Consider the following 26637-nt stretch of genomic DNA (forward strand, 5'->3'; position numbering starts at 1 on the left):
CGGGTCACTTTGCCGCGAAGATACAGTCACGGCTATGAATTTTGGCTTGCCGTACGGAAAGCGCCTGTCCTGATTGCCTTGGCCGGTTCCCGGCGTCAACCACAGGACGGTGATGTGGTAGCGATTGGCGGAAATGTGGAGCAATAAAAGCTGCACACAAGGCAAAGGCGCGGGCCCGCCAGGGGCGCCGCGCCTGTCCTCCGTCGGAAGGCCCGAAGGCCCTCGTCAGTTGCCGGTGCCGCGCTGATCCATCTCGATCTGCTTGGCGATGTAGGGCTCGACGCCCGGATTGCGCTGATAGGTGGTCAGGCCATCGCCGTAGCGCGAGTCCACATAGGAACCGGCCATGCCGCGATCGGGATCCACGAAGGCGGAGTTGCGGCCTTCGACCACGCCGGTGCGGGCGTCATAGCCCGGCGCATAGTTGGTGCGCGGAGCGGTCTGGTAGGTGCCGGTGGCGGTCTCCTGCCAGGTGGTGTTGCTGTAGCTCTGCTGGTTCGCATAGGCGGCACCCGCGAAGCCGAGGCTCGCGACGGCGGCGGTGGCGATGATGATCTTCTTCATGTCACGTCTCCGTTCTGGTTGTCTCGCCCGCCGCAGCTCGGTGCCGTCAGCGGACGTTCGGGGGGAAAAGTCATTGCGGCGCGACTTGTTCCCCGGTCGCGATGACGTGAACGGATTGCGTGAATGCAATAAACTAGGCGTGAAACCTCTTGAATTGACGCCGTGTCGGGCCAAAAGGCGGGCGCCCGTCGGTTGGGAGACGTTGGTAGAGGGGGCTCGTTCAGGCGGGGAGGGCGGCCACCAGCTCGGCGGCGAGCGCCTCGACTTCCAGCGCGCCCTTGGAGCCGGCGTCGGTCTCCATGATGGTCAGGCCCTCGCCCATGCTGGCGGCGAAGGCGACGCGGTTGCCGAGGCGGGTCTGGGCGGCGGGGTGGCCGAGCGCGCGGATGGCTTCGGAGATTTCCTGCGTCAGACCGCCGCGCGCAATCGCCCGGTTGATGACGAGCAGGCTCGGCGTGCCTTCCTTGGCGATCATCTCCAGCGTCGGCTGGGTGGCCCAGAGGTCGATGGGGGTGGGCTGCACGGGAACCGCGACCAAGCTCGCCGCCTCGATGGCGGGGCGGGATTCGACGTCGGATTTCGGCGGGGTGTCGATGACCACGACATCATAGTCGCGGGCGAGACTGCGGGCCTCGCGGCGCGCGCCCCAGCCGCTGGCGGTGCGGAAGGAGAGGCCCGTCGCCGCCTCGCCGAGCGTCTGCTCGCGCGCCTCGAACCATTCGCCCAGGCTGCCCTGCGGGTCGCAGTCGATCAGCGCAACGCGCTTGCCGGCGCGGGCGAAGGCGACCGCGAGATGGGCGGCGAGCGTCGTCTTGCCCGACCCGCCCTTCTGCTGGGCGATGGTGATGATGTGGCCGCTCATAGGTTGATGTCTCCCGCCCTGCCGAAGGTTGCACTGCAACCGGCGGGGAGCAACCGTTTAATCCGCCCCGCTGATGTGACGGGGCGGATGCCGTTGACGCAGCGGCTATCAGACGCCCGGACGGGGCGCGCCGAGCACGACCACGCGCGTGCCGACGGCGACGCGGTTGTAGAGGTCGATCACGTCCTGGTTGATCATGCGGATGCAGCCGGAGGACACGTTGGTGCCGATGGTCTCCGGCTCCAGCGTGCCATGGATGCGGTAGAGCGTGTCCTTGCCGTTCTGCCACAGATACATGGCGCGGGCGCCGAGCGGGTTGGACAGGCCGCCGGGCACGCCGACGCCGCTCTGCAGCTGGGTGAGCTGCGGCTTGATGTCCGGCCGGCGTTCGATCATCTCCTTGGGCGGGTACCAGTCCGGCCATTCCTGCTTGGAATTGATGGTGGCGGTGCCCGACCAGCCAAAGCCCTGCTTGCCGACGCCGACGCCGTAGCGCATCGCCCGGCCGCCCGGCAGCACGTAATAGAGGAAGTGCTCGCGCGGATCGACGATGATGGTGCCGGCCGGCTCGGTGGTGCTGTAGGCGACCTCGCGGCGCAGGAAGGCCGGGTTGATCGACGAGGTGTCGAACGCCTTGATCGGGAAACGGTCGGAGACCGGCCCGTAATTGCCGGCCGGATTGATGCTGGCATAGCTCGACACGGACGACATCGGCGCCAGCGGCGCGCTGGCGGTCGTGGTGCGGTTGCACCCGCCGAGAGCCAGGGCAACGCCGGCGAGCGAAAAGCCCAGCACGGCACGACGATCAACAACACGCATCTTTGGCAAGCCTCCACCAGCACATGCGCGCATGTTACTGCGATTATGGTGAACAAGTGGTTTCCATCTGCGTGAGATGGGCCATGACGCCGGCTATTGTCGGCGGCTATTCCGGCCGCGGCACGGCCTTCAGCGTGTCCACCCAGGCGTAGTCGAAATAGCCGCAGCGGGCGAGCGCGTGCATCTTGTCGGTGCGCACCAGCCCGCCCTCGATGAAGGTTTCGTCGATATGCACGCCGATCACCTCGCCGAAGGTGACGTGCCGGCCACTGGCGGCGCCCGTGCGGTCCTTCAGGTCAAAGCTCTCCGTCACCACGCATTCCAGCGCGCAGGGCGAGGCGGCGACGCGCGGCGGCTTCACCAGCCGTGAGGGCGCGCGCTCGAGGCCAGCGAGGTCGAACTCGGATTCGTCCGGCGCGATGTATTTCGAGGTGAGGTTCACCTGCTCGACCAGCTCGAGCGTCGCGAGGTTGCAGACGAATTCGCCGCTGGCGCGGACATTACGCACGGTGTCCTTCAGGCCCGCGCTGGAGAACATGACGATGGAGGGGTTCTCGCTGACCAGATTGAAGAAGGAATAGGGCGCGAGATTCGCCGTGCCATCCGGCGCCAATGTCGAGATCCAACCGATCGGGCGGGGGGCGACGATGGCCTTCAGCGGGTCGTGCGGAAGGCCGTGATTGCGGCGGGCGGGCTCGTAGAACATGGCTCAGAACCTCGTCACGATGTCGGCGAGCGCCGGGCGGGGGCGGTCTTCCTGCGGGCGGGCGAGGGTGCCGATATGCACGAAGCCGATGATGCGCTCGCTCTCGGCGAGACCCAGCGCGGCGCGCACGCGCGCATCGTAGCTGTACCACTGGGTGAGCCAGGTCGCGGCATAGCCGAGCGCATGGGCGGCGACGACGAGCAGCGTGCAGGCGGCGCCGCCGGAGAGCGTTTGCTCCCATTCCGGGATCTTGGCGTGCGGGACGGTCTTCGACACCACGGCGATGACCAGCGGCGCCTGCGAGAGCCGGTTGCGCTCCTGCTCGATATGATCGGGATTGGCGTCGGGGTGGTCGGAAAGGAAGACCTGCGCGATGGCCTCGCCGACGCGCTTCAGCCCGTCGCCCTCGAAGATGATGAAGCGCCACGGCGCGAGCTTGCCGTGGTCGGGCACGCGCGAGGCGATGGTGAGCATCTCGTCGATCTCGGCCGGGGAGGGGCCGGGGCCGGTGAGGTCGAAAATCTTCGGGCTCTTGCGGGTCTTGAGCAGCGTCAGCGCGTCGGTCATCGGGTCCATCCTCTGCGGGCGTTCGCCGGTAGCACGGCCGCGTTCGGCCACCAAGGCGCGGCGGGGGAGGGTGCCGGTAGTTTGACTTGAATTCGCCCCTCTTTGCGGGCACCAAGCCGGCATGGTTGACGCGCCCCGTCCCGACTCCTTCCGTGTGCCGCGCCGGCGCCTGCCGGTGGCGGTCGCGCTTCTCGTGCTCGCCGCGCCGGCGGGCGCGCTGGCGCAGGCGCTGCCCTTCGCCGGCAATCTCGCGCCGGGTGCCGCCGCTCCGGCCGCCACCGCTCCCGCCGGCAAGCCGGCGCTGAAGCCCGGCCAGCCGGCGACGCAGGCCCCCGCCGCGGTGAAGCCGGCAGGCGATCCGCACACCATCCTGCCCCAGCCGCCACCCGGCAAGGCGGCCATCGGCATGAGCGCGCGCTATGGCGAGAAGGAGGGGCTGGTGCCCCGCGGCCTCGTCTGGCGCGTCTTCGCCGACCGGCCGGAGCCCTCGGGCGCCTACCCGCTGGTGGCCGAGGCGGCCGACCCGGCGCCGGTGTTTTTCCTCTCGCCCGGCGGCTATGTGGTGCACGTCTCCTACGGCCTCGCCAGCGTCGCCCGCCGCATCGTCGTCGGCGACGAATCGCGGCGCGAGCAGATCACCCTTCCCGCCGGCGGCATCCGGCTGCACGCCGATGTCGGCGACAAGCAGATCCCCCCGCAGAAGGTGACCTTCGATATTTTCGAGGGCAGCTTCCTGCAGGGCCGCGCTTCCAGCCGCCCCTATTTCCGCGACGCCAATGCCGGCGATCTCGTCGTGCTGCCGGCGGGCGACTATTACGTCGTCTCGACCTATGGCGAGGGTAACGCCGTCATCCAGGCGGATATTTCGGTCGCGCCGGGCAAGGTGGCGGATGCCACGCTGCACCACCGCGCGGCGGAAATCGTGCTGCGGCTGGTGAATGCGCCGGGCGGCGCGCCGATTCCCGACGCGCAATGGTCCGTGCTGAGCCCGGGTGGCGACAGCATCAAGGAATCGATGAGCGCGAATCCGGTTTTGGTGCTGGCGGAAGGCGAATACACCGCCGTCGCCCGCTATGAGGGCAAGACCTTCACCAAGGATTTCAAGGTCGAGGCCGGCCATGACGCCCCGGTCGATGTCATCGTGGGCGAACAAGCGACCCCGCCGAGCGTGAGCACCGACGAGGGCAGCGGCGACTGATCGGGATACCGCAGCGCAGCATGCGAGCGATCCGTCGGCTTATGGTCAACCGTTTCTTAAGGGCGTTCGCCGCATCATCGTCGCTCCGATAACGAGTGCGGGGGGCGGCCATGATCGTTCGTCAGTTTCTGATGTGGGCGCGGACCGCGCCCGACGCGGCGCGGGCCAAGGCGGCCGGTGCGCTGGCGCGGGCCTATCTGCGCTCCGATCTCGGCGCTGCCGACCGTTCGCAGATCGAGGCGGCGCTGCCGGAACTCGCGGATGATCCCTGCCTTGAGGTGCGCCTCGCGCTTGCCGCCGCGCTGGCCGATCACCCGCTGGTGCCGGCGGACCTCGTGCTCGGCATCGCCGCGCAGGGCGGGGCGCCCGCCGCGGTGATGCTCGCCCGCTCGCCCGTGCCGAGCCTGCGCGAACTCATCCATTTCTGCGAGACCGGCGACGAGATGGTGCGCCTCGCCATCGCCGCGCGGCGCGATCTCCAGCCGGAGGTCGCCACCGTGCTGGCGCGCCTGGCCGGCCCGCAGGGCGCGCTGGCGCTTGCCGGCAACCGCTCGGCCCGGCTCGGTGAGGCGGCGCTGGTGAGCCTTGCCACCCGCTTCGGCCAGATGCCGGCGCTGCGCGAGGCGCTGCTGGCCCGCCCGGACCTGCCGCCCGCCATCCATCACGCGCTGATCCGCGAGGTCGCCGACACGCTCTCCGCTTTTGTTGCCGAGCGCCGCTGGCTGAGCCCGGATGCCGCCTCGCGCGTCGCCCGCGAGGCCTGCCCGGCTGAGGAAGCCGATGCCGAGGCGCCGCGCGAAATGCCGATGCAGGACACCGGCACGCGTCTGCGCATCGCCGTCGAGGGGATGAAGGCCAAGGGCAAGCTGACCCCCGTGCTGGCGCTGCGCGCACTGCTCTTCGGCGAGGTGCGGCTGTTCCAGGAGATGGCGTCGGTGCTGGCGGAGATCAGCTCCGACGAGGTCGCGGCGATGCTGGCGGACCGGTCCGGCCGCTCGTTCCGCGCTGTTTATGATCGCATCGGCCTGCCGCGCGGCGCCTATATCGCCTTCCGCACGGCGCTCGAAGTGGTGCAGGCGGCGGAAGGCGAGGGGCTCGACGCCGCGGATCTGGAGCGCCGCATCCTCGACGAGGTGATCGGCCGTTACGAGGTGGCGCCCGGCGCCGAGCGGCTGCTGACCATGCTGCGCGGCTGGCGCGAGGAAGCGGGCGGGCGCGGCATCGCCGCCTGATCCGGCGCGCCGTCCCCCACGCCCCGGTTTTCTGCGCGATCAGCCGAACTGCTCGCGCAGGATGCGTTCTTCCATTGAGTGGTCGCGGTCGACCAGCATGGTCATCGACGAAGCCGGGTCGAGCTTGGCCCGCACCGCGACGACATTGAGCACCTGGAAATGGTCGGCGGTGGCGTTGACCGGGCGCTTTTCCGATTCCAGCACGGCGATGTCCACCCGCGCGCGATCCGGCACCAGCGCGCCGCGCCAGCGGCGGGGGCGGAAGGCGGAAATCGGCGTGACCGCGAGAAGCGGCGTGCCGATGGGCAGGATCGGCCCCTGCGCCGAGAGATTATAGGCGGTCGAGCCCGCCGGGGTGGCGACCAGCACGCCGTCGCAGATCAGCTCCTCCATGCGCATTTTGCCGTCGATGGCGATGCGCAGCTTGGAGGCCTGATAGGACTGGCGTATCAGCGAGACTTCGTTGATGGCGGGCGCCCGGTGCAGTCGGCCATTCACGTCGGTGGCCTCCATCATCAGCGGATGGATGACGACGCGCTGGGCGGCGGCGATGCGGGTCGGCAGATCGTCCTGCCGGAAGCTGTTCATCAGGAAGCCGACCGAGCCGCGATTCATCCCATAGATCGGGATGCCGCTGTCGCGGAAGCGGTGCAGGGTCTGCAGCATGAAGCCGTCGCCGCCGAGGGCGACCACGATGTCGGCATCCTCCACCGGCTCCTCGCCATACCGCGCCACCAGCATGGCGCGCGCCTGCTGCGCATCCGGCGCCTCGCTCGCGACAAAGGCGATTCGGTTATAGGCTTGCGCAGCGTCAGCTTCCGCGTTCGGATCCGTGGGGCGGGCGACTTCGTTCATGCGGGACGGCCCGGAAGAGTTGTGAGGATGACGGCGCGGATGGACGGCACGGTGATGATCTATACGACCTGGCCGAGCGCCGTCGAGGCCGAAGCGGCCGGCCGGGCCATCGTGGCCGACGGATTGGCCGCCTGCGTCAACATACTGCCGGGCATGATGTCGATCTATCGCTGGCAGGGTGAGATCGAGCAGGCGCAGGAGACCGTGATGATCTTCAAGACCCGCGAGGATCTGTCCGTCGCGGTCACGCAGGCGGTGCGCGCCCGCCATCCCTATGAAGTCCCGGCCGTCGTGGTCATGACCATCGTCGATGGCGATCCCGATTATCTCGACTGGATCACCACCGAAACCGTGGGCTGAGCGGCGTTATTCCTGCGGCTCGTCGCGCAGATAGGGCTCCACCGGGCCCTTGAGCAGCACGGTCATCGGGTTGCCGGCGCGGTCGCGCGCCTTGCCGACGGAGACGCGGATCCAGCCTTCGCTGACGCAGTATTCCTCGACATTGGTCTTCTCGACGCCCTTGAAACGGATGCCGACGCCACGGGCGAGCAGGGCCTCGTCGTGATAGGGGCTGGTCGGGTCGCTGGAGAGGCGGTCGGGAAGCGTGTCGCTCATGAAGGGGCTCGCTGTGCAAGGAAAGTCGCGGCGAGACATAGCCGCGCCCGCTCCAGAATGAAAGACGGGGGCAAGGCATTGCCTCACCCCCGCGCCGTCATTCAGTGAATTGCCACGCCCGGCTTAAAGTACCGGCTGCCAGACCGCCGGCACGACGCGGTAGCCGGCGCCGTCCTTCTCGATGAAGCCGGTCGCCGGGAACGGGTAGTGGTAGCCGGTGAGCTGGAGCCGCTCGGCCGCCACCATGTCGTAGATGCGCTTGCGCGTCTCCGCCGCCTTGGCGCCGTCCATGTCGAACTGCACCTGCCACTCGGGATTGCGGGCGAACAGCATGGGCGTGTTGGTGGTGTCGGACTGGATGAACAGCTTGCCGTCGCCCGAAGCGAGCACATAGGCGGTGTGGCCCGGCGTGTGGCCGGCGGCGTTCACCGAAGTGAGGCCGGGGACGACCTCCTTGTCCCACTCATAGGGCTTCACGCGGCTCTCGATGTCCTTGAACACGCGGCGGACGTTCTGGAAATTGGCCTTGAGGCCTTCCGGAGCGCGGCTCATTTCGCCCTCGTCCATCCAGAACTTCCACTCGGCGGCGGGCACCAGCACCTCGGCATTGGGGAAGGCGAGGGCGCCATCCGTGGCGCGCAGGCCGTTAATGTGGTCGCCGTGGAAATGCGAGATCACCACCGTGTTGATGTCCGAGGGCTTCACCCCGGCCCAGCCGAGATTGGCGGTCAGCCGGCCGACCGTGGCATTGCCGGATTGCGGGCCGTTGCCGGTGTCGATCAGCGTGAGCTTGCCGCCATTATTGATGAGCAGCGGGTTAAACTGGATGCTCATGCGGTCCTTCGGCTGGAAGGAGGCCTCGAGCGCCTTGTTCACCTCCTCGCGCGAGGCGTTCTTCACGAAGCCGTCCGGCAGCGGGAAGGAGCGCACGCCGTCATTGACCGCGGTCACCTCGATGTCGCCGATCTTGTAGCGGTAGAGGCCGGGCACCTGCTGGCCCGTGGTGGTCTGGGCGGCCGCCGGGGCCGTGCTCGCGGCGAACAGGGGCAGGGCGGCGGAGAGCACCGGCAGGCTCGCGGCACCGGCCAGCGCCTGGCGGCGGGACATGATCGTCATCGCAGACTCCGTTGATGGAAGACCCGTCTGAAACGCATCGGATCGCGCTTTGGATCGCGGCAGCAAGCTAGTCGCGCAGCGTCAACCGGCAATCGCGGGAGGCATCACGTTCCGGTGAGAGCCGGGCGGACGCCCTCAGCGGGACGGCTTGCGCTTCAGGACGACATAGCTGATGGCGGCGATCAAGGTCAGGGCGACGAAGATCACGCCCACCACATTGATGACGGGGGACAGGCCGAAGCGCAGGCGCGAGGCGATCTCCGTCACCAGCGTCCACTCGCCGCCAATGGCGAAGACGGTGGTGTTGTAGTTCTCGAAGGACTGCAGGAAGGCGACCACCGCCGCGGTGAAGCAGGTTGGCGCGAGGAAGGGCAGGGTGATGCGGCGGAACACCAGCGGGTGGCTGGCGCCGAGATCGAGCGCGGCCTCCTCCAGCGTGCGGTCCTGCCGTTGCAGGCGGGCGAGGAAGAGCAGCATGGCGTAGGAGGCGATGAAGCTGGACTGCGCCATCACCGCCACGAACAGCCCGCCCGGCACGCCGAATTCGCGCCAGAAGATGAGGCTGGAAATGCCGAGGATGATGCCCGGCGTCAGCACCGGCGAGACCAGCACCGAATAGAGGAAGGTGCCCGAGCGCTGGCCGAGCCGGGTCAGGATCAGCGCCCCCGACAGCCCGGCCGGGATCGACACCACGATGACGCCGAGCGCCACCAGCACGGAATTGACGAGGCCTTGCAGCAGGCGCTGGTCATCGGCCAGCGCGACGAACCAGTGCAGGGTGAAGCCGCGCCATTGCGTGACCGAGGGGTAGTCGAAGGAATTGAACGCCGCCGCCGACATCACCGCCAGCGGCAGGAAGAGATAGAGCACGAACAGGCCGATATAGATGTTCAGCACCAGCCGCGCGCCGGCGCTCTCGGTCGAGGTGCTCATGGGGTGACTCCGGCTGCGTCTGCCCTCAGGCACAGCGTCAAGCCCGGGCTTGGCCCGGGCATCCACGACGTCGACCGGGCGCGCCTTGTGGCGGCAAAGGCGTGGATGGCCGGGCCAAGCCCGGCCATGACGTGGTGTCGGGTGCGATCGCGCTTCAGTGCGATGAGCGGAGACTCCATCCTCATTTCGCGATGTCCCTCAGCCCGACGCCGAACAGGCGCATCATCAGCAGGATGAAGGCGGTGCAGACCACGAGCAGCGAAACCGCATAGGCCGAGCCCATGTTCCAGTTGTTGCTCTCGTAGAACTGCCGGTAGACGAGCTGGCTGAACCAGTCGCCGCCCTGGCCGCGCGTCATGATCGCCGGCACGGAATAGGAGCCGGCCGACAGCATGAAGGTCATGATGCAGCCCACCGCGATGCCCGGCTTGGCGTGCGGGATGATGACCCGGCGGTGGATGCGCAGCGTCGAGGCGCCGAGATCGCGCGCCGCCTCGATCTGGTTGCGGTCCAGCGTCTCCAGCGTGTTTACCATCGGGAACACCATGAAGAGCACATAGGTGTAGATCATCGCGAGGAAGACGGCGGAGGGGTTCTCCAGGAAGGGAATCCACTCGCGGGCGTCGAGATTGATGAAGCCCATCCAGGCCAGCACGCCGTTGATGACGCCGCGATAGTCGAGGATCATCAGCCAGGCATAGACCCGCAGCAGCTCGTTGATCGCATAGGGCACGATGAGCGCGACGGTGAGGATGATCGCCTTGCGCGGCCCGCTCGCCAGCGCCACCAGATAGGCGACCGGGTAGCAGACGATCAGCGCCAGCGCCGTCACCATCAGCGCGTAGAGGATGGTGCGCACGAAGATGTAGAAGTGCAGCCCGCTCATGCGGGTGAAATTGGCCAGCCCATAGGTCTTGGGCGGGTTCTTCTCCTGCGCCTCGAGCTCGGTGGCTTCCGCCTGCTTTTGCGCCATCGCGGCGTCGAGCTCGGCCTGCCGCGCGGCATCGGTGGCGCTGGCGCGGTCGAGCTGGAGGATGGAGATGTCGTTGTAGAGCCGGTCGATCTGCAGCGACACGTCGCCCTTGGAATCGCGCCACCACAGCGACTGCTCCAGCATCGCGCCGAGCGGCACGAGGATGAGCGCGAGGATCCACAGCAGGGTGATGCCGGCGATCACCGCCGCCAGCGGGCGGCCATAGGCGCGCGCGAGGCTACCCATGGGCGAGGATCCCTTCCGGGTAGACCAGCGTGTCCTGCCGGCTGAAGGCGAGGGTGAGTTCCTCCGGCAGTGCCCGCACATCCGGCCCGTTCGGCACGGTGACCGTGAAGTTGTGGGCCGGGGCGGCACATTGCAGATGCACGGCCGGACCTTCGAGGCTGCGCGCGGCGAGGCGGGCGGCGACCTTGTTCTCGCCGGTGCCGTCGAGGCTGATGCGCTCGGGGCGCACCATCACCAGCGCGGTCTCGCCGACCTTCAGCGGGCCTTTCACGCGCCCGGTGAGGCGGCCGACCGGCGTGTCCACAGCGGCGATGTCGTCGCTCAGCGTCGCCACCGTGCCGCGCAGCACGTTCTGCTCGCCGACGAAGGTGGCGACGAACGGTGTCGCGGGGTCGGCATAGAGCGTGTCGGCATCCGCCACCTGCTCCAGCCGGCCGCGGCTCATCACCGCCACGCGGTCGGACATGGCGAGCGCCTCGCCCTGATCGTGGGTGATGTAGATGAAGGTGATGCCGACCCGCTTCTGGATCGCGCGCAATTCGGTGCGCATGTGCTGGCGCAGCTTCAGGTCCAGCGCGGAGAGCGGCTCGTCGAGCAGCAACACGGAGGGCTCCACCGCGAGCGCCCGGGCGATCGCCACGCGCTGGCGTTGGCCGCCGGAGAGGTCGGACGGCTTCTTGTCGCCATAGCCGCTGAGTGCCACGAGTTCGAGCAGCTCCTGCGCCCGGCGCAGCCGCTCGGCCTTGGCGACGCCGCGCGCCTCCAGCCCGAAGGCGACATTCTCGGCGACGCTCATCAGCGGGAAGAGCGCGAGATTCTGGAAGATCAGCGCCGTGGGCCGCTCATTGGGGCCCTTGCCCGCCATGTCCTCGCCGCCGATCAGCACGCGCCCGGCGGTCGGTTCGATGAAGCCGGAAATGGTGCGCAGGATCGTGGTCTTGCCGCAGCCGGACGGTCCGAGGATGGAGAAGAACTCGCCGGCCTGGATGGAGAGATCCGTCGGCTGCACGGCCGTGGCCTCGCCGAAGCGGATCGAGACCTGATCGAGACGAACGTCCTTGCCGCGCATGGGGGACCATCAGCCATGATGTGGGCGGTTATGGCCGGGCTTGGCCCGGCCATCCACCTCCGCTACCCGCAGGGCGCGGGCGGGGATCCCCGGGGCGTGCCCGGGGATGACGTGGTGAGGTGAGATCGGGCCGGAGCGGCCCGACACGCCCGATCAGCTGTTGGTCAGCTTCTCGACATATTCGGCGCGGAGCTTGGCGTAGAAGTCGGTCTGCATCGGCCACCAGAACAGGTTGTCGATGGTGCCGGCCGGATAGGCCGCCTGGAAGGCCGCGCGGGCTTCTTCCGAGAGGAACTGGTCGGCGCCGACCGCCGCGCTGTTGTAGCCGGTGGTGTTGGCGAACTTGGCGCCGATTTCCGGCTGGTAGAGGAAGTTCAGGAGCGCATAGGCCTGCTCGACATTGGCCGCACCAGCCGGGATGCCGAACGTGTCGGTCCAGGCGAGGCCGCCTTCCTTGGGCATGCCATAGCGCCACTTCTTGTCGGTGTTGCGGTGGAGCAGGATGCCGGTGGTGTCCCAGGTCTGGCCGATGGTGCAGCCCGCGTCGGTGAAGGCGGCGGTCGCCTCCGTCGCGTTGTTCCAGTAGGCGCCGATATTGGCCTTATGGGCGACGATGTACTTCAGCACGCCCTCGAACACGCGGCGCGACTCGGCTTCGGACTTGTAGAGGTCGAGGCCACGGTCCGACTTCAGCTCGCCGGTGGCGTCGAGATAGAGCGCGACGCCGTTGAACACCGACTTCTGGCGGATGGCGGTCTGCTTGGGGAAGCCGGCCAGCCACATGTCGCCATAAGAGATCTCGCCCGACTTCTTGTCGAACTTGCTGGAATCCCAGGTGATGCCCTCGGTGCCCCAGTCGAACGGCACGAGGTAGCGCTTGCCGCGATAGGCGGCGCCGAGGTTGAGCGAGTTGCGGTAGATCGAGGGAACGACCTGCGCCGCCTTGAACTTCGACTCGTCGATCGGCTGGAGCAGGTTGTCCTTGTAGTAGTTCGGGCCGGTGTCGACCGACGGGAAGATGATGTCGAAGCCCTTGCCGCCGGCGGCGCGCAGCTTGTTCTCGCATTCCTCGTTCGAGCCGTAGGTCGAGAGGTTCACCTTGACGCCGGTGGCGTTGGTGAAGTCGGCGAGCAGCTGGTTCTTGTCGAAATAATCGCCCCAGGCATAGACGGTGACGGAGCCGGAGGTGGCGAGGGCGTCATGGGCGCGCAGCACGGCCGGAGCGGCCAGCGCGAAGGCGCCGGCCTTCATCATGTCACGGCGGGAAAAGCGGATCATCAGTACCTCCCTAAGCCCCCAGGGGCAAAACTGCGTTCGCTCTAGTAGGGGGCGATGAACGGACGATGACACGGCCTCGCGCGTCGCGGAAGCGGGGTTGTGGATGGCTTTTTGGCATGTCGTTCCCGCGCAACGGGCATGTCGCCTTCCTGCAACCTGCCGCAGCGCCTTGCAGGCCCCGGCGGGCGGGGTGCGACAATCTGTCAAGGGCGCGGACGCTGCCAATCCGCGCCCTCTCCCCTAGTCTTGTCCTACCCGTTGATCCGGGCCCCTCTGACGCGACGCTTAGCTGGCAGTCGCGTGATGTCGGATCGCTTCCGATGTCGCGCTAGCTGGAACGTGTCCTCTCTTGCCCTTTCGCCATCTGTTGATCGACCATCAAAACCGCCGCCGCGTTGCGCAGCGCGGCTTGTGCGGCCGCGCGGCCATGCCGCGCCAATCCATGCTCGGGGAGTGATTCCGTGGAATATTTGCTTGAACTTGCAGCGAGCCCGGCAGCCTGGGCGGCGCTGATCACGCTGATCGCCATGGAGGTGGTGCTCGGTATCGACAACCTCCTCTTCATCTCGATTCTCACCAACAAGCTGCCGGAGGACATCCGGCCCCGCGCGCGCAAGATCGGCATCGGCCTCGCGCTGGTCATGCGCCTCGGCCTGCTCAGCACTGTGGCGATCATCGTCCAGCTCACCGAACCGGTGTTCTCCGTGTTCGGCCAGGCTTTCTCCTGGCGCGACCTGATCCTCATCGCTGGCGGTCTGTTCCTGGTGTGGAAGGCGACCAAGGAAATCCACCACAGCATGGCTCCGCATGACGAACAGCAGGCGGCGACCGGCGAGCTCATCAAGGTCAGCTTCAGCGCGGCGATCGTGCAGATCCTGATCCTCGACCTCGTCTTCTCGGTGGACAGCATCATCACCGCCGTCGGCATGACCGATCACATCCCGATCATGGTGATCGCCGTGGTGTTCGCGGTGCTGACCATGCTGCTCGCGGCGGGCCCGCTCGCCAACTTCATCAACCGCAACCCGTCCATCGTCATGCTGGCGCTGGGCTTCCTGCTGCTGATCGGCACCACGCTGATCGCGGAAGGCTTCGGCGCCCATGTGCCCAAGGGCTACATCTACGCCGCGATGGCCTTCTCCGCCGGCATTGAGGCGCTGAACATGGTGCAGCGCCGCCGTCGCGTCTCGCACTGAGGCGGGTAGAGTTCGGCCGCGCCGGTCCGGGGCAGGACCGGCGCGGCTGACGCAAGCGTGAGGCGGGCGGCGTGGGCTCAGGAAAGCCCGCGTCGCCCGTCATGCTAGAATGTGGCTCCATTCGCGGAGGGAGCCCCTTCATGGACGACACCAGCGACCAGCCCGCACGCGCCGCCGAGGCCGCGCTGCCGGCCGACAGCAAGCTCACCACCACCAAGCAGCGCTGGGCGCGCGAGGGCAAGTTTCTCACCGGCAAGGTGACGCGCCCGGACAGCGACCGCCTGCCGCCCGGCCAGCATCTGGTGCGCGACTGGCCGGTGCTCGATCTCGGCATGCAGCCGCGCCTGCCGCTCGACCGCTGGCGGCTCGACGTCACCGGCGCGGTGGAGCAGCCGCTCTCCTGGGATTGGGCGACCTTCCGGGCGCAGAAGCAGACGCAGGAGGTGACCGACATCCACTGCGTCACCACCTGGTCGCGCTACGACAATCGCTGGGAGGGCCTCGCCACGCGCGACCTGCTCGACCTGGTGATGCCGAAGCCCGAGGCGACCCACGTGCTGCTGTCGTCCTATGACGGCTACACCACCAATCTCGCGCTGGAGGACTTCGCCGCCGAGGATGCGCTGATCGTCCATAGCTGGGAGGGCCAGCCGCTCACCACCGAGCATGGCGGCCCGGTGCGGCTGGTGGTGCCGCATCTGTATTTCTGGAAAAGCGCCAAGTGGCTCAAGCAGATCGAGTTCCGCACCGGCGACAAGCGCGGATTCTGGGAGGAGCGCGGCTATCATAACCACGCCGACCCGTGGCGCGAGCAGCGCTATTCCGACGACGAGTGAGGCGCCTGACGGATCCGGGCGTTTCCCGCGCATGAAAAAGGCCGGTGGGACAACCCGCCGGCCTTTTTTCGTTGATCCATTCCCGCCGCGTGGCGGGCCGGGTGCGGCCTCAGCGCGGGCGCATCGGGCCGGGGCGCAGGAAGGAGCCGGTGCGCGCCGGCTCGGCGCTGCCGCCAGCGACCTTGCGGGCGGGCGTCGTGGTCGAGGAGGACGGCGCGGCGAAGGAACTGCCCGGCGTGTAGGACGCCTTGGTCGCGGCAATCGTGCCGTTATTCATCGAGGTGCCGCTGCCGAGACGCGAGGGTGCCGCGCTCTTTGAGGCGTTGGCCCCCTGGCGCTGGCTGTCCTGATAGGCCTTGGAGAGGGTGCCCAGCGCGGGCTTGGCCGGGGCGGTGCTGGCGGAGGCGCTGCGCGCGGGCGGGGCCTTGGCGGCCGGCGCGTTCTTGGCCGAGAGGCTCGACGCGGAAGATCCGAGCGCACTCGCGCCGAGCGGACCCTTGGCGAGCTGGGCGGTGCGCGGCAGGTCCGGGGCGACCTGCGGGCGGCGGGGGCCGCTGATCGAGAGTTCGCGGCGCAGCTTGGCCCAGGTCTCCGCGAGTGCGGACGGATCCCAGCTCGGCTCCTTCTCGTCGATCTCCCACTTGGCGAGTGTCTCGGGCGTGGCGACGCCGGAATCGACGCGTGGGCGCGATTCGGCGGCCGGGGCATCGGCGCTTGCGGTTTCCTGCGGCTTGGCCGCGGCCGTCTCAGCCGTCGCGGTCACCGCCGCGGGCGGGGTGCTGACCAGCAAAGCGGGCGTGCTCACGGCGACAGCCGCCACCGCCGCGCCGGGAACGGCGACGTTCCACTTGCCGGTTTCCCACTCGTTGATCGCCCACATGACCGCCGCGCCGAGGCCAGCCCCGGCGCAGACATCGGTAATGCCGACGCCCGGCACGACGGCCAGATACAAGGCGCAGATCACGGCGACGCCGACATAGCACGCAGGTGCACGCCACTTGGATTGCATGTGCGGAATCCCCCGATCCCCTCGGATTTGATTCAACATAGCTGATTCGAAGGAATCTGAGGGCCTTACGCGAAATAAATGATGCGGAATCTCGGCGCCCGCGCCGCCAGCCGGGACCGCGCCCGCATCCTTGCCGCGCGGCGTGCCCGGCGCCGTCCGCGAGCGCGCTCTTCGGGCCGATTCCAACGCCGGTGGCGGCCTCTCGCGGGGTGTGTCGCGGCGGTGAGGGTAGGGCAAGAAATTGCGGATGTATTATGTATTATAGAAGTTGCGGATTGCTGGAATTATTGGGCAATGCCATTGTGTTGGCGTTGGGTTAAAAGCATCGTCGTAAGTAATCGCTGCCACCTCGTCAGAATTGGCGTGTGTCGATGCGGACGACAGCGTGCGGGACTTTAGTGCCGTGCAGGCCCGGCGATCGTCTCCGACCGCCGGGGGGAGCAGGCAGGCCGCCTGCGTGGAGGGGCGGATGCTGGCAACGCTGAAGACGCCTTTGTCGCGGCTGCGCCGCATCGTGCATTACGGGCGGCTCGCAGAGGCTAACCCGTTCCTGCGCTTCGCCAAGCCCGGCCATTTCTACTCGCCGGTGCCACCTGCTGACCTGCTGCTGGAGCGCCCCTCGCGGGAAGCGCGACGCGCCATGACCGAGGTGCCCGGCGTCGATCTGCGCGCCGACGCCCAGCGCGCGCTCGCCGCCCGGCTGATCGCGCGCTTCGGCGGCCTGCCGGACAGAGGGGAGAGCGCGCGCTACCGCCAGAACAACCAATTTTTCGAATTCGCCGACGCCTGGTCCACCTATGCGATGATGCGCGACGTTCAGCCCCAGCGGGTGGTGGAGGTCGGTTCCGGCCACTCCTCCGCGCTGATGCTCGATACCGTCGATGCCGATCCGTCCCTCAACCCCCGCTTCACCTTCATCGACCCGTTCCCCGAGCGGCTGTTGGCCCGGTTGAGCGCTGCGGACAAAGAGCGCAGCGAGATTCGCGTCGAGCGGCTTCAGGACGTGCCGCTAGAGGTGTTCACGGCGCTGGAGGCCAACGACATCCTGTTCATCGACAGCTCGCATGTCGTGCGCACGGGGAGCGATGTCGACTTCGCCTTTCGTGAGATCATCCCGCGCCTCGCGCCGGGAGTCGTGATTCATATTCACGACATCCTCTGGCCGTTCGAGTACCCCGAGCATTGGCTGAAGGAAGGCCGCGCCTGGAATGAGAGCTATTTCGTCCGCAGCTTCCTGCAGTTCAATGAGCGCTTCGAGATCCTGCTGTTCAACGCCTATCTGGCGTACCACCACGCGGATCTCTTCGCCGACACGCTGCCCGACTTCGTCGCGCGGCGCGGCGGGAGTCTGTGGCTGCGACGGGTGAGGTGACGAACTGGTGCCGGCTGAGGGGATCGAACCCCCGACCTTCGGTTTACAAAACCGCTGCACTACCGCTGTGCTAAGCCGGCGCGCCGCGTTGTCCGGCGCTGGCGGGCGCGGACCGGGCACCGCCGTCTTCCCGCAACTGGCGCCGGGCGTCAAGCGGGGCCGAGGGGGAAGCACGCGAGCCGCGCGCCGGCAATGGGTCGGGATGGCGGATTCATCGTGAATCTGGCCCGTCTCACCCAGAGTTCCTGACGCGGATCATTGCGTGTGACCTTGGGTTCTGCGACAGGAATACCATCGCGGCTCGACACGGTCGTCGAGTCGGAGCGGCCATGCGCCGCGCGATATGACTCGCACGGGAGGCGAGATGCACATGAAGGGAATGGTAATCGGGTTGGGGGCCCTCCTGCTGGCGGCGAGCGCCGGCACGGCGTCCGCGCAGACCATGAGCTACGCCCAGGCTGGCGCGCTCATCGCCAAGAGCTGCGGCCCCTCGATCGAGCGTTTCTGCTCGAACTTCAATATCGGCACTGGCGACGTGATGAACTGCCTGACGCAGCACCAGGATCAGGTGCCGCGCGCGTGCTTCGACGATTTCGCTGCCGCGCAGGCCTCGATCGCCAAGCGGGTCGCCGCGCAGAACGGTTCGTTCAAGATCTGTGCGCCGAGCGCTCAGGAATTCTGTTCGGGCGTGCAGCCGGGTGACGCCAACATGCTGAACTGCCTGCTGGCCTCGACCAAGGTCGTGCGTCCGGCGTGCAAGCAGGTGCTGCTCGACGCCGGCTGGGCGAACTGACGCAAACGGCAACGAGGGATAGACAGATCATGACCCGTTTCACCCGTTTCGTCGGCGGCCTCGCGCTCGCCGCGGCGCTTGCCGCTCCGCTGGCCAGCCCGGCCTCGGCGCAGACCGACCTCACCAACCAGCAGATCCTTCAGGGGCTGTCGGGCGTCACCAACAATGACCCCTCGCTCACCGTCGAGCTGCTGCGCAAGATGGCGCAGGACGCCGTCGCCGCGAACAAGCCGCTGTCGCTCGACAAGTCCGCGATCGCCAAGCTGCTCGACAAGCTGGCGCAGATCACGGTGCAGATTCAGTTCGCGCTGAACTCGTCGATCATCCGGCCGGAGTCCTATGAGACGCTGGGCGCGATCGCCGACGCGCTGCACCACCCGATCCTGTGGAACTACAAGTTCGTCGTCGTCGGCAACACCGACACGACCGGCACGCGCGCCTACAACCTGAAGCTCAGCCAGGAGCGCGCCGACGCCATCGTCCAGGCGCTCGTGGTGGTCTATCAGGTCTCGCCGGACCGTCTGCAGGCGCTCGGCCTCGGCCAGGAGGCGCTTCAGGTGCCCTCCAAGCCCGAGGATCCGATCAACCGCCGCGTGCAGATCTTCAACATCGGCACGCTGGGCCCGATGCCGAAGGCCGTCACCAACCCGCAGTGATGCGCGGCTGACCGCCGACGCGTGACCCGAAGGGCGGGGGCGGCGCTCCCGCTTTTCCTGTGCTACCAAGGCCGGCCGGTTCGCTCGAGGGCGTTCCGCCGGCCTTTCCTTTTTGAAAACCAGAGTTTGTCAGATGAGCATCAAGAGAATCGAGATCGGCCCGCGCATGAGCCAGGCGGTGGTGCACGGCTCCGTTGCCTACCTCGCCGGCCAGGTCGCGCTGGGCGATGGCGTCGCCGCCCAGACCAAGGGCGTGCTCGAGCAGATTGACGCGCTGCTGGCCGCCGCCGGCACCGACAAGACCAAGATCCTCGCCGCCACCATCTATCTCGCCGACATCTCGAAGTTCGGCGAGATGAACGCGGTGTGGGACAGCTGGGTCGCCGCCGGCCACACCCCGGCCCGCGCCACGGTCGAGGCCGCGCTGGCCACCCCGGATTATCTGGTCGAGATCGTCGTCACCGCCGCCGTCTGATCGGCGCCTGCGACAACAAAAACGGCCCCGTCCTGCGACGGGGCCGTTCTCGTTTGGGCGGTTCTCGTGTGTGCCGGCGGCACCCGGAGGCGCCGCCGGAGATGTGCGTCGGACTAGTGCCAGTCGTCGAGATTGCGGTTCTTGGTCTCCGGCAGGAAGATGACGCCGATCACCACGGTCATCAGAGCGACGATGATCGGGTACCACAGGCCGGAGAAGATGTTGCCGGTGGCCGCCACGATGGCGAAGGCGGTGGGCGGCAGGAAGCCGCCGAACCAGCCATTGCCGATGTGGTAGGGCAGCGACATGCCGGTGTAGCGGATGCGGGTCGGGAAGAGTTCGACCAGCAGCGCGGCGATCGGGCCGTAGACCATCGTCACATAGAGCACGAGGACGAAGAGAAGGCCGATCAGGGTGAGGGTGCGCTGGTCGCTCAGCACGCCGGCAATGGTCGGCTGCTTCACGATGCTGGCGTCACCCGCCTTGGGGTAGCCCGCGCCCTGCGCCGCCGCGACGATGGCCGCGCCGACCTTGTCGGTATCGGGGATGGTGACCGCCGTGCCATTGACCGTTGCGGCGGTCGCGGAGCCGGCGGGGCCGGGCACCAGCTCGTAATGCATCGAGTTGGTCGCCAGCGTGCGGCGGTAGACGTCGCAAGGCCGGGTGAAGACGCGCACGCCCACCGGGTCGAACAGCGTGCCGCACTGCTCCGGATCGGCGGCGATCTGGATCTTCACCGTCTCCGTCGCCTCGATGAGCTTCGGATTGGCGACGCGGGCGATGTTCTCGAACAGCGGGAAGTAGGTCACGGCGGCGATGAGGCAGCCGGCGATGAGGATCGGCTTGCGGCCGATCTTGTCCGACAGCCAGCCGAACAGGATGAAGAACGGCGTGCCGATGAGCAGCGAGGCGGCGATCAGCAGATTCGCCGTTGTGCCGTCGACCTTCAATGTCTGTGTAAGGAAGAACAGCGCGTAGAACTGGCCGGTGTACCAGACCACCGCCTGGCCGGCCGTGCCGCCGAACAGGGCGATCAGCGCGATCTTGGCGTTGGACCAGCGGCCGAAGGCCTCGGTCAGCGGCGCCTTGGAGCGGGTGCCCTCCGCCTTCATCTTCTGGAAGGCCGGAGATTCGCTCAGCTGCAGGCGGATCCAGATCGAGAAGCCGAGCAGGATGATCGACAGCAGGAACGGAACGCGCCAGCCCCAGGCGTTGAAGTCTTCCGGCGACATGGACAGGCGCAGGGTCAGGATGACCAGCAGCGACAGGAACAGGCCGACCGTCGCGGTGGTCTGGATCCACGAGGTATAGAAGCCGCGGCGCCCGTGCGGGGCATGCTCGGCCACATAGGTCGCGGCGCCGCCATACTCACCGCCGAGCGCGAGGCCCTGGGCGAGGCGGCAGATGATGAAGATCACCGGCGCGGCATAGCCGATCGTGTCATAGCCGGGCAGCAGGCCGACCACGAAGGTGGCGATGCCCATGAGCGTCATGGTGACGAGGAAGGTGTATTTGCGGCCGATGAGGTCGCCGAGGCGGCCGAAGAAAAGCGCGCCGAACGGGCGGACGGCGAAGCCGGCGGCAAAGCCGAACAGAACGAAGATGAACTTGGCCGTGTCATTGCTGCCGGGCACGAAGGTCATCGCGATGTTCGCGGCCAGCGAGCCCGCGAGATAGAAATCATACCACTCGAAGACCGTGCCGGCGGAGGAGGCGATAATAACCTTCCTCTCTTCCTTGGTCATGGGCGCCGCCTTGGCGGGCGCCCCTCCCGTCGTTACGCTCATGGTGTCGTCCCTTCCCCAGAAAAATCGCGTGAAAGTGCGTTCGCGCATCGCCGCGATGCACGTTAAAAACACCAGGCTCCTGGTGGAGCCGTGTCAGTATTTGCCGAACGATCTTGTGAGTTCCTCTGGGAACACCGTCGCTCGGGTCGTTTCCTCCCGAAAGCGGCCCGCGTGAGAGCGTTTGCGGCGCCGGTCCCGGATGTTGGCGCGCGGAATTCTTGCGTTCCGCCACTGCCTCAAAGGAAAGCTTGGCGAAAACGTAACCGTTTGACGATTGGCAATTGGTCGTAACAGCGGCTCTTCCGCCTTGCGGAAGAATTGTGCCGGCTCAGCGTGCGGTAATTCTGGCGCTCAGCCGGCGGGCTGGCCAATGGCGCGCCGCGCGATATGCAGGGCGAGGACGGCGGCGTTCGACACGTTGAGGCTGACGATGGCGCCGGGCAGGTCGATGCGCGCGAGCGTGTCGCAGGTCTGGCGGGTGAGCTGGCGCAGCCCCTTGCCCTCGGCGCCGAGCACCAGCGCGACCGGACGGCGCAGCGGCGTGTCGACGAGGTCCGCCGGCCCCTCGCTATCGAGGCCAACCACTTGAACGCCACTGTCTTTCAGCTCTTCGAGGGCACGGGCGAGATTGCCGACGAAGCAGAACGGCACATGCTCCAGCCCGCCGCTGGCGCTCTTGGCCAGTACGCCCGTGGCGGCCGGGCTGTGGCGCGCGGTGGTGATGATCGCGCCGACCTTCAGCGCCGCCGCCGAGCGCACGATGGCGCCGACATTGTGCGGGTCGGTGATCTGGTCGAGCACCAGCACGAGGTCGTTCTCGGCCGCGTCCACGAGCTTCAGCGAGGGCAGGGGATCGCACTCGGCAAAAAGCCCCTGATGCACCGCATCCGGCCCCACAAGGCGGTCGATCTCGCCGGGGCGTACCTGTTCGGGGGTGACCTTGAGCGGAATCGATTCGTCCTCGAGCCGCTTCAGCGCGTTTTCGGTCGCCATCAGCCGGCGCACCTTGCGGCGCGGATTGCGCAGGGCTTCCACCACGCTGTGCCAGCCATAGAGGATGGCGACATCGTCCGGCCATTCGCCGAAGGGGCGCCCGGCCGGCCGGGGGCGAGCCCCGCCCTTGCTGCCGCCACCCTTGCTGAAGCCGCCGCCCCCACCATAACCGCCGCCGAATACCTTGCCGCCGCCACGGCCAAAGCCGGGCTTTGCGGGGCGGGCGGGACGGTCGGACGGGGGTTTGGGACGGTCGTTCATGCCGCCTTCTGTCATGCCGCGCGGCGCTTGGCAATTTGCCGTGCGGGCGCGCGCCACTTGTCAGGCGGGCGCGCCATGCGGGGCGAGGTTGTCCACCGCCGCGGTGACGGCTTGGCGGGCGGGGTTGACAGGGCAGGGGCACCCCACCATAAAGCGCGCCGCACGGTGACGGCGCATCCTGATGTGTTGTCACCGACGGCCGTAACGGCCGGTGGTCGATGCCCTCGCGGCGCGACCGACGTGCGAGGGGGAGTGTCCCGAGCGGCAAAGGGGGCGGACTGTAAATCCGCTGGCTATGCCTTCGTAGGTTCGAGTCCTACCTCCCCCACCACGTCGCTCTCCGCTATGCTTGCCTCGGCCCTCGCGGGTGTAGCTCAATGGTAGAGCAACAGCCTTCCAAGCTGATGACGAGGGTTCGATTCCCTTCACCCGCTCCAGCCCTCATCGCGTCGTCTGATGGCCGCTCGCCGTTGAGGGATGATCAGGACGAATCACCAACCGTGCCGTTGATTGCCGGCAGGCGCGTGTCGGCGGCGCAGGCCAAGGCATCAAACGCCTTCTGAACGCAGGTCGCCAGCGACGCGGCGCTATCCGTCTCCACCCATTGGTCCATGCCGAGCCGCAGGGCGCCAACCGCCATCATCGCCGCCGCCTGCAGATGCGGGAGGTGATGAGGCGCCGGCCAGACGCGCCGCAAGGCCTCGACGATCGCCATTTCAAGCTGGCGCAGGCGCACGAGCCGCCCGGCATTGAGCTCATCGGCGCCGTGCAGAAAGCGGGCCGTCTCCACTGCGAGATTGGCGTCGATCGCGCCGGCGAAGTCGATCATGCCGGCTTTGAGCAAGCTCAGCGGCGGCTGGTCGGGCCGGCCGGCGGCTATGCCCGCCACGAGCGCCTCCAGAAAGCGGTCGATATGCTGGAAGACGATCTCCTCCTTGCTGGCGACGTAGGAGAAGATCGACCGCCGCGAAATGCCCGCTGCTGCCGCGATGTCGTCCAGCGTGGTCGCGCCATAGCCCTTCGCCAGAAACAGCTGAAGCGCCGCCTCGCGCAGCCGCTCCTGCGTCTGATGGCGCTTCAGCGCGCGCAGCCCTGTCGACGTTCGGGCCGTGTCCGCCATCGTTCTCGGCTCCCCGCGCTTCTGCCCGACGCGCCGCACCGGCCGCGCTCACGGGTCATCTGACCTTTGGACGACCTACGCCACAGATCGGCCATAGACAACTTGCACCGAGTGCAAACTTGCACTCAGTTGGTTGGTTCCATGATGATGATCAGCGCAGATCCGGGCCGGGAGCGGGCGGGCGGCGAGAGGGTTGGTCCGCCGGCCACCGCAGCGCGGGGTGTCCCTCCGCCCATGGACGGCGTGCGGGCGATGCGCGTGCTGGGGCTGATGGCGGGGCTGGCGGTCGGCGGCTGTGCCAATGCGCCGCTCGAGCAGGGTGGCACGCTGTCCTCCTATGCCGACCTCAAGCCGTCCAACGGCGTGCTCACCCAAGCTGCGCTGCGCGCCAACAAGGAGCAGGTGCTGGCCGCCCGCACGGTGCGCATCGTGCCGACGCGCTTCACCCCGGCGGCGCTGGAGGTGCCGTTCACCGACAAGCAGCGCGCGCTTGTTGCCAATGCCGTTGACCGCGCCCTCTGCGCCGGACTCAGCGAGCGCTTCGAGGTCGTGGCGGCCGATCAGCCTGCTGACCTCACCGTGCGGGCGAGCGTTACGCACATCACCCGTACCGACGCCACCATGGTCGCCGTTTCCAAGGGGCTCGGCATCGCCAAGAGCGTTGTGCTGCCGGATGTGATCGCCCCGACGCCGCGCCTGCCCATCGGGCTCGGCAGCCTTTCCATGGAGGCCGGCGCCTACGGGCCGAGCGGCGATCAGGTCGTGGCGATGACCTGGGCGCGTGGCGCCAGCGCGCTGGTTGGTGCCTCGCGCGCGGCGGAGGAGGGCGACGCCTATGTCCTCGCCGCCGAGTTCGGCGCCGATTTCAGCAGGCTGGTGGCGACCGGCGACACACCATTCGGAAAAATGCCGGACCTGCCCTCGGCCGAGAAGATCGGCGCGGCATTGAAGGGCACGCCGAAACATCCCGCCTGTGCCGCTTTTGGCCGCACGCCGGGCTTTGCTGACATGGTTGGCGACGGTCTCGGGTTGCCGCCCGACTGGACCGACAAGGGCGCAGCGCCGGCACCCTGAGGGCGGGGATCGCCCGTCTCTCCCCGACATCGCGGGACAGCGACGCCACAATTGCCGTGTGGCACTTGCGGAATTCTAGGAAACCGCCTATCCCACGCCCCGATTTTCGCGGCCCGTATGTCGCTGAAGGAAACGAGTTATGGCCAAAGAGAAGTTCAACCGTTCGAAGCCTCACTGCAACATTGGCACGATTGGCCATGTTGACCATGGCAAGACGTCGCTGACGGCGGCGATCACGAAGGTTCTTGCGGAGTCGGGCGGCGCGACGTTCACGGCGTATGACCAGATCGACAAGGCGCCGGAAGAGAAGGCGCGCGGCATCACGATCTCGACGGCTCACGTTGAGTACGAGACGGCGAACCGCCACTACGCGCACGTCGACTGCCCCGGCCACGCCGACTATGTGAAGAACATGATCACCGGCGCGGCGCAGATGGACGGCGCGATCCTGGTCGTGTCGGCGGCTGACGGCCCGATGCCGCAGACCCGCGAGCACATCCTTCTGGCCCGTCAGGTCGGCGTTCCCGCCCTGGTGGTGTTCCTGAACAAGTGCGACATGGTCGACGACGAGGAACTGCTTGAGCTCGTCGAGCTCGAGGTTCGCGAGCTTCTGTCGAAGTACGACTTCCCGGGCGACGACATCCCGATCATCCGTGGCTCGGCGCTGGTGGCGCTGGAGAATGGCGACCCGAAGCTCGGCCGCGACGCGGTTCTGAAGCTGATGGAAGCGGTCGACAGCTACATCCCGCAGCCGGAGCGTCCGGTTGACCAGCCGTTCCTGATGCCGATCGAAGACGTGTTCTCGATCTCGGGCCGCGGCACGGTTGTGACCGGTCGCGTCGAGCGCGGCATCATCAAGGTCGGCGAGGAAGTCGAGATCGTCGGCATCCGCCCGACCATCAAGACGACGGTGACCGGCGTCGAAATGTTCCGCAAGCTGCTCGACCAGGGCCAGGCGGGCGACAATGTCGGCATTCTGGTGCGCGGCACCAAGCGTGAGGACGTGGAGCGCGGCCAGGTCGTGTGCAAGCCGGGTTCGGTGAAGCCGCACACGAAGTTCAAGGCCGAGGCGTACATCCTGACGAAGGAAGAGGGCGGCCGCCACACGCCGTTCTTCACCAACTACCGTCCGCAGTTCTACTTCCGCACGACGGACGTGACGGGCATCGTGACGCTGCCGGAAGGCACGGAAATGGTGATGCCGGGCGACAACATCTCGGTTGACGTGGCGCTGATCGTTCCGATCGCGATGGAAGAGAAGCTGCGCTTCGCCATCCGCGAAGGCGGCCGCACCGTCGGCGCCGGCGTCGTCGCCGCCATCATCGAGTGATGATCCGCGGGGCGCTCCGGCGCCTCGCCCGAGACCCGCGCCAGCCACTGGCGCGGGTCTCGTCGTCTTCGGCGCCTGCCGATGACACGCCGATCGAGATTCGGGCCGTCAGTTCCGTGTCTTGGAGTTCCCCGCCGGCACGTCTTCCACACAGCCGGATGTGGAGCGAGGCGTCTGATCCGCTCTCCTCTCTTTACACGGGATGGACGGATCAACTAGGAAGACGCGGTCCGCGACGCGGACTGTAGGAGTGTAGCTCAACTGGTTAGAGCACCGGTCTCCAAAACCGGGGGTTGGGGGTTCGAGTCCCTCCACTCCTGCCACCCTCTCCGCCGGTGGCAGGCAAGGCAGCAAACGTCCCTTTGACGCGAAGCCGCTTTGCGGGCTATACGCCCGCTTCGCGCGTTTGGACGAACCGATCGCGGAAGGGCCCTCCCGGATCCTTCGCGACACACACAGGTGGCGGCGCGGCCCCTGCCACAGAGGCGTTTCGAGACGAAGATGGCGAAGACGAATCCGGTCGAGTTCTTTCAGCAGGTGCGCGCGGAAGCCCGCAAGGTCACCTGGCCGACCCGTCGCGAGACGTTGATCACCACCGCCATGGTTTTCGTCATGGTCGTGCTGGCCTCGCTCTTCTTCCTGGTTGCCGACCAGGTCTTGAGCTTCGTCATCGCGCATATCCTGCAGATCGGTCGTTGAGGA

The 26637-nt window shown here is 67.5% G+C and carries 28 protein-coding genes and 4 tRNA genes; 15 read left to right on the plus strand and 17 right to left on the minus strand.

Annotated elements, in window-relative coordinates:
• Window positions 1-225: 225 nt before the first annotated feature.
• The 5 genes from AncyloWKF20_RS03170 to AncyloWKF20_RS03190 form a co-directional block, all read right to left on the minus strand.
• Window positions 226-564 (minus strand): hypothetical protein, encoded by a 339-nt coding sequence (locus AncyloWKF20_RS03170; protein ID WP_279316503.1) that lies wholly within the window; start codon window positions 562-564, stop codon window positions 226-228.
• Between the two features lie 220 nt (window positions 565-784).
• Entirely contained in the window at window positions 785-1426 is a 642-nt protein-coding gene (parA, locus tag AncyloWKF20_RS03175; RefSeq protein WP_267582873.1) for a ParA family partition ATPase, read from the minus strand.
• Between the two features lie 108 nt (window positions 1427-1534).
• Window positions 1535-2245, minus strand: a complete 711-nt coding sequence (locus AncyloWKF20_RS03180; protein WP_279316504.1) for a L,D-transpeptidase — start codon at window positions 2243-2245, stop codon at window positions 1535-1537.
• A 106-nt stretch (window positions 2246-2351) separates the two neighbouring features.
• A complete protein-coding gene (locus AncyloWKF20_RS03185; protein ID WP_279316505.1) occupies window positions 2352-2951 on the minus strand; it encodes a flavin reductase family protein in 600 nt (199 codons plus the stop codon).
• Window positions 2952-2954: 3 nt separating this feature from the next.
• Entirely contained in the window at window positions 2955-3518 is a 564-nt protein-coding gene (locus AncyloWKF20_RS03190; protein WP_279316506.1) for a nitroreductase, read from the minus strand.
• A 121-nt stretch (window positions 3519-3639) separates the two neighbouring features.
• On the opposite strand from AncyloWKF20_RS03190, the gene AncyloWKF20_RS03195 reads away from it, so the two are divergent.
• Both AncyloWKF20_RS03195 and AncyloWKF20_RS03200 read left to right on the plus strand, forming a co-directional pair.
• Window positions 3640-4716: a hypothetical protein gene (locus AncyloWKF20_RS03195; RefSeq protein WP_279316507.1), complete on the plus strand. Its 1077-nt coding sequence runs from the start codon at window positions 3640-3642 to the stop codon at window positions 4714-4716.
• Between the two features lie 110 nt (window positions 4717-4826).
• On the plus strand, window positions 4827-5948 hold the full coding sequence (locus AncyloWKF20_RS03200) for a DUF2336 domain-containing protein (protein WP_279316508.1): 1122 nt from the start codon (window positions 4827-4829) through the stop codon (window positions 5946-5948).
• A 39-nt stretch (window positions 5949-5987) separates the two neighbouring features.
• Here the strand turns inward: AncyloWKF20_RS03200 and AncyloWKF20_RS03205 are convergent, their stop codons facing one another.
• On the minus strand, window positions 5988-6803 hold the full coding sequence (locus AncyloWKF20_RS03205; protein WP_279316509.1) for an NAD kinase: 816 nt from the start codon (window positions 6801-6803) through the stop codon (window positions 5988-5990).
• Window positions 6804-6830: 27 nt separating this feature from the next.
• Between AncyloWKF20_RS03205 and cutA the strand changes: the two genes are divergently transcribed.
• Entirely contained in the window at window positions 6831-7163 is a 333-nt protein-coding gene (cutA, locus tag AncyloWKF20_RS03210) for a divalent-cation tolerance protein CutA (RefSeq protein WP_279316510.1), read from the plus strand.
• Window positions 7164-7169: 6 nt separating this feature from the next.
• Here the strand turns inward: cutA and AncyloWKF20_RS03215 are convergent, their stop codons facing one another.
• The 6 genes from AncyloWKF20_RS03215 to AncyloWKF20_RS03240 form a co-directional block, all read right to left on the minus strand.
• Entirely contained in the window at window positions 7170-7418 is a 249-nt protein-coding gene (locus AncyloWKF20_RS03215; RefSeq protein ID WP_279316511.1) for a DUF3297 family protein, read from the minus strand.
• 123 nt (window positions 7419-7541) lie between these two features.
• The gene (locus AncyloWKF20_RS03220) at window positions 7542-8534 is read right to left on the minus strand and encodes an MBL fold metallo-hydrolase (protein WP_279316512.1); all 993 of its coding nucleotides are present in this window, start codon (window positions 8532-8534) and stop codon (window positions 7542-7544) included.
• A 135-nt stretch (window positions 8535-8669) separates the two neighbouring features.
• On the minus strand, window positions 8670-9467 hold the full coding sequence (locus AncyloWKF20_RS03225) for an ABC transporter permease (RefSeq protein ID WP_279316513.1): 798 nt from the start codon (window positions 9465-9467) through the stop codon (window positions 8670-8672).
• 181 nt (window positions 9468-9648) lie between these two features.
• Entirely contained in the window at window positions 9649-10686 is a 1038-nt protein-coding gene (locus tag AncyloWKF20_RS03230; protein WP_279316514.1) for an ABC transporter permease, read from the minus strand.
• A complete protein-coding gene (locus AncyloWKF20_RS03235) occupies window positions 10679-11755 on the minus strand; it encodes an ABC transporter ATP-binding protein (protein ID WP_279316515.1) in 1077 nt (358 codons plus the stop codon). Before AncyloWKF20_RS03235 ends, AncyloWKF20_RS03230 begins: the two co-directional genes overlap by 8 nt.
• Window positions 11756-11908: 153 nt before the next feature.
• Entirely contained in the window at window positions 11909-13033 is a 1125-nt protein-coding gene (locus AncyloWKF20_RS03240; protein ID WP_279316516.1) for an extracellular solute-binding protein, read from the minus strand.
• Between the two features lie 461 nt (window positions 13034-13494).
• Between AncyloWKF20_RS03240 and AncyloWKF20_RS03245 the strand changes: the two genes are divergently transcribed.
• Together AncyloWKF20_RS03245 and AncyloWKF20_RS03250 are read left to right on the plus strand one after the other, a co-directional pair.
• The gene (locus tag AncyloWKF20_RS03245; protein WP_279316517.1) at window positions 13495-14229 is read left to right on the plus strand and encodes a TerC family protein; all 735 of its coding nucleotides are present in this window, start codon (window positions 13495-13497) and stop codon (window positions 14227-14229) included.
• A 140-nt stretch (window positions 14230-14369) separates the two neighbouring features.
• A complete protein-coding gene (locus AncyloWKF20_RS03250; RefSeq protein ID WP_279316518.1) occupies window positions 14370-15065 on the plus strand; it encodes a sulfite oxidase-like oxidoreductase in 696 nt (231 codons plus the stop codon).
• 109 nt (window positions 15066-15174) lie between these two features.
• On the opposite strand, the gene AncyloWKF20_RS03255 is transcribed toward AncyloWKF20_RS03250, so the two are convergent.
• Window positions 15175-16074: a hypothetical protein gene (locus tag AncyloWKF20_RS03255; RefSeq protein ID WP_279316519.1), complete on the minus strand. Its 900-nt coding sequence runs from the start codon at window positions 16072-16074 to the stop codon at window positions 15175-15177.
• 469 nt (window positions 16075-16543) lie between these two features.
• On the opposite strand from AncyloWKF20_RS03255, the gene AncyloWKF20_RS03260 reads away from it, so the two are divergent.
• A complete protein-coding gene (locus AncyloWKF20_RS03260) occupies window positions 16544-17446 on the plus strand; it encodes a class I SAM-dependent methyltransferase (RefSeq protein ID WP_279316520.1) in 903 nt (300 codons plus the stop codon).
• 5 nt (window positions 17447-17451) lie between these two features.
• Here AncyloWKF20_RS03260 and AncyloWKF20_RS03265 read toward each other — a convergent pair.
• A tRNA-Thr gene (locus AncyloWKF20_RS03265) sits at window positions 17452-17526 on the minus strand.
• A gap of 290 nt (window positions 17527-17816) precedes the next feature.
• Between AncyloWKF20_RS03265 and AncyloWKF20_RS03270 the strand changes: the two genes are divergently transcribed.
• The 3 genes from AncyloWKF20_RS03270 (at window position 17817) to AncyloWKF20_RS03280 (ending at window position 19370) form a co-directional block, all read left to right on the plus strand.
• Window positions 17817-18239: a cysteine rich repeat-containing protein gene (locus AncyloWKF20_RS03270; RefSeq protein ID WP_279316521.1), complete on the plus strand. Its 423-nt coding sequence runs from the start codon at window positions 17817-17819 to the stop codon at window positions 18237-18239.
• A gap of 29 nt (window positions 18240-18268) precedes the next feature.
• Window positions 18269-18895 (plus strand): OmpA family protein, encoded by a 627-nt coding sequence (locus AncyloWKF20_RS03275; RefSeq protein ID WP_279316522.1) that lies wholly within the window; start codon window positions 18269-18271, stop codon window positions 18893-18895.
• Window positions 18896-19028: 133 nt separating this feature from the next.
• On the plus strand, window positions 19029-19370 hold the full coding sequence (locus tag AncyloWKF20_RS03280; protein ID WP_279316523.1) for a RidA family protein: 342 nt from the start codon (window positions 19029-19031) through the stop codon (window positions 19368-19370).
• 113 nt (window positions 19371-19483) lie between these two features.
• Here the strand turns inward: AncyloWKF20_RS03280 and AncyloWKF20_RS03285 are convergent, their stop codons facing one another.
• Together AncyloWKF20_RS03285 and AncyloWKF20_RS03290 are read right to left on the minus strand one after the other, a co-directional pair.
• On the minus strand, window positions 19484-21157 hold the full coding sequence (locus tag AncyloWKF20_RS03285; protein ID WP_279316524.1) for an MFS transporter: 1674 nt from the start codon (window positions 21155-21157) through the stop codon (window positions 19484-19486).
• Window positions 21158-21508: 351 nt separating this feature from the next.
• Window positions 21509-22411: an RNA methyltransferase gene (locus AncyloWKF20_RS03290; RefSeq protein WP_279316525.1), complete on the minus strand. Its 903-nt coding sequence runs from the start codon at window positions 22409-22411 to the stop codon at window positions 21509-21511.
• Window positions 22412-22657: 246 nt separating this feature from the next.
• Here AncyloWKF20_RS03290 and AncyloWKF20_RS03295 point away from each other — a divergent pair.
• Window positions 22658-22742: transfer RNA gene (locus AncyloWKF20_RS03295), tRNA-Tyr, on the plus strand.
• Window positions 22743-22774: 32 nt separating this feature from the next.
• Window positions 22775-22848 (plus strand) — tRNA-Gly (locus AncyloWKF20_RS03300).
• A gap of 44 nt (window positions 22849-22892) precedes the next feature.
• Here the strand turns inward: AncyloWKF20_RS03300 and AncyloWKF20_RS03305 are convergent.
• Window positions 22893-23531, minus strand: coding sequence for a TetR/AcrR family transcriptional regulator (locus AncyloWKF20_RS03305; RefSeq protein WP_279316526.1), 639 nt, complete (start codon window positions 23529-23531; stop codon window positions 22893-22895).
• A 234-nt stretch (window positions 23532-23765) separates the two neighbouring features.
• Between AncyloWKF20_RS03305 and AncyloWKF20_RS03310 the strand changes: the two genes are divergently transcribed.
• From AncyloWKF20_RS03310 to secE, 4 genes are all read left to right on the plus strand, one after another.
• Window positions 23766-24605, plus strand: a complete 840-nt coding sequence (locus tag AncyloWKF20_RS03310) for a DUF3313 domain-containing protein (RefSeq protein ID WP_279316527.1) — start codon at window positions 23766-23768, stop codon at window positions 24603-24605.
• 139 nt (window positions 24606-24744) lie between these two features.
• A complete protein-coding gene (gene tuf, locus AncyloWKF20_RS03315) occupies window positions 24745-25935 on the plus strand; it encodes an elongation factor Tu (protein WP_267582836.1) in 1191 nt (396 codons plus the stop codon).
• A 246-nt stretch (window positions 25936-26181) separates the two neighbouring features.
• A tRNA-Trp gene (locus tag AncyloWKF20_RS03320) sits at window positions 26182-26258 on the plus strand.
• Window positions 26259-26436: 178 nt separating this feature from the next.
• Window positions 26437-26634, plus strand: a complete 198-nt coding sequence (gene secE, locus AncyloWKF20_RS03325) for a preprotein translocase subunit SecE (protein WP_267582849.1) — start codon at window positions 26437-26439, stop codon at window positions 26632-26634.
• Window positions 26635-26637: the final 3 nt, after the last annotated feature.

Source organism: Ancylobacter sp. WKF20 (assembly GCF_029760895.1).
In the GTDB taxonomy this organism is placed as follows: domain Bacteria; phylum Pseudomonadota; class Alphaproteobacteria; order Rhizobiales; family Xanthobacteraceae; genus Ancylobacter.

Bases quoted from the DNA above. Each gene is read 5' to 3' on its own strand.
- AncyloWKF20_RS03220 (WP_279316512.1), bottom strand. From the start codon at position 8,534: ATGACGATCATGTCCCGCCGCCAGGCGCTGGCCGGTGCCGCGAGCCTG.
- AncyloWKF20_RS03290 (WP_279316525.1), bottom strand. From the start codon at position 22,411: ATGAACGACCGTCCCAAACCCCCGTCCGACCGTCCCGCCCGCCCCGCA.
- AncyloWKF20_RS03285 (WP_279316524.1), bottom strand. From the start codon at position 21,157: ATGAGCGTAACGACGGGAGGGGCGCCCGCCAAGGCGGCGCCCATGACC.
- AncyloWKF20_RS03235 (WP_279316515.1), bottom strand. From the start codon at position 11,755: ATGCGCGGCAAGGACGTTCGTCTCGATCAGGTCTCGATCCGCTTCGGC.
- AncyloWKF20_RS03215 (WP_279316511.1), bottom strand. From the start codon at position 7,418: ATGAGCGACACGCTTCCCGACCGCCTCTCCAGCGACCCGACCAGCCCC.
- tuf (WP_267582836.1), top strand. From the start codon at position 24,745: ATGGCCAAAGAGAAGTTCAACCGTTCGAAGCCTCACTGCAACATTGGC.
- AncyloWKF20_RS03260 (WP_279316520.1), top strand. From the start codon at position 16,544: ATGCTGGCAACGCTGAAGACGCCTTTGTCGCGGCTGCGCCGCATCGTG.
- AncyloWKF20_RS03170 (WP_279316503.1), bottom strand. From the start codon at position 564: ATGAAGAAGATCATCATCGCCACCGCCGCCGTCGCGAGCCTCGGCTTC.
- AncyloWKF20_RS03185 (WP_279316505.1), bottom strand. From the start codon at position 2,951: ATGTTCTACGAGCCCGCCCGCCGCAATCACGGCCTTCCGCACGACCCG.
- AncyloWKF20_RS03270 (WP_279316521.1), top strand. From the start codon at position 17,817: ATGAAGGGAATGGTAATCGGGTTGGGGGCCCTCCTGCTGGCGGCGAGC.
- AncyloWKF20_RS03195 (WP_279316507.1), top strand. From the start codon at position 3,640: ATGGTTGACGCGCCCCGTCCCGACTCCTTCCGTGTGCCGCGCCGGCGC.
- parA (WP_267582873.1), bottom strand. From the start codon at position 1,426: ATGAGCGGCCACATCATCACCATCGCCCAGCAGAAGGGCGGGTCGGGC.
- AncyloWKF20_RS03310 (WP_279316527.1), top strand. From the start codon at position 23,766: ATGGACGGCGTGCGGGCGATGCGCGTGCTGGGGCTGATGGCGGGGCTG.
- AncyloWKF20_RS03180 (WP_279316504.1), bottom strand. From the start codon at position 2,245: ATGCGTGTTGTTGATCGTCGTGCCGTGCTGGGCTTTTCGCTCGCCGGC.
- AncyloWKF20_RS03255 (WP_279316519.1), bottom strand. From the start codon at position 16,074: ATGCAATCCAAGTGGCGTGCACCTGCGTGCTATGTCGGCGTCGCCGTG.
- AncyloWKF20_RS03200 (WP_279316508.1), top strand. From the start codon at position 4,827: ATGATCGTTCGTCAGTTTCTGATGTGGGCGCGGACCGCGCCCGACGCG.
- AncyloWKF20_RS03190 (WP_279316506.1), bottom strand. From the start codon at position 3,518: ATGACCGACGCGCTGACGCTGCTCAAGACCCGCAAGAGCCCGAAGATT.
- AncyloWKF20_RS03205 (WP_279316509.1), bottom strand. From the start codon at position 6,803: ATGAACGAAGTCGCCCGCCCCACGGATCCGAACGCGGAAGCTGACGCT.
- AncyloWKF20_RS03230 (WP_279316514.1), bottom strand. From the start codon at position 10,686: ATGGGTAGCCTCGCGCGCGCCTATGGCCGCCCGCTGGCGGCGGTGATC.
- AncyloWKF20_RS03240 (WP_279316516.1), bottom strand. From the start codon at position 13,033: ATGATCCGCTTTTCCCGCCGTGACATGATGAAGGCCGGCGCCTTCGCG.
- AncyloWKF20_RS03305 (WP_279316526.1), bottom strand. From the start codon at position 23,531: ATGGCGGACACGGCCCGAACGTCGACAGGGCTGCGCGCGCTGAAGCGC.
- secE (WP_267582849.1), top strand. From the start codon at position 26,437: ATGGCGAAGACGAATCCGGTCGAGTTCTTTCAGCAGGTGCGCGCGGAA.
- AncyloWKF20_RS03280 (WP_279316523.1), top strand. From the start codon at position 19,029: ATGAGCATCAAGAGAATCGAGATCGGCCCGCGCATGAGCCAGGCGGTG.
- AncyloWKF20_RS03250 (WP_279316518.1), top strand. From the start codon at position 14,370: ATGGACGACACCAGCGACCAGCCCGCACGCGCCGCCGAGGCCGCGCTG.
- cutA (WP_279316510.1), top strand. From the start codon at position 6,831: ATGACGGCGCGGATGGACGGCACGGTGATGATCTATACGACCTGGCCG.
- AncyloWKF20_RS03225 (WP_279316513.1), bottom strand. From the start codon at position 9,467: ATGAGCACCTCGACCGAGAGCGCCGGCGCGCGGCTGGTGCTGAACATC.
- AncyloWKF20_RS03275 (WP_279316522.1), top strand. From the start codon at position 18,269: ATGACCCGTTTCACCCGTTTCGTCGGCGGCCTCGCGCTCGCCGCGGCG.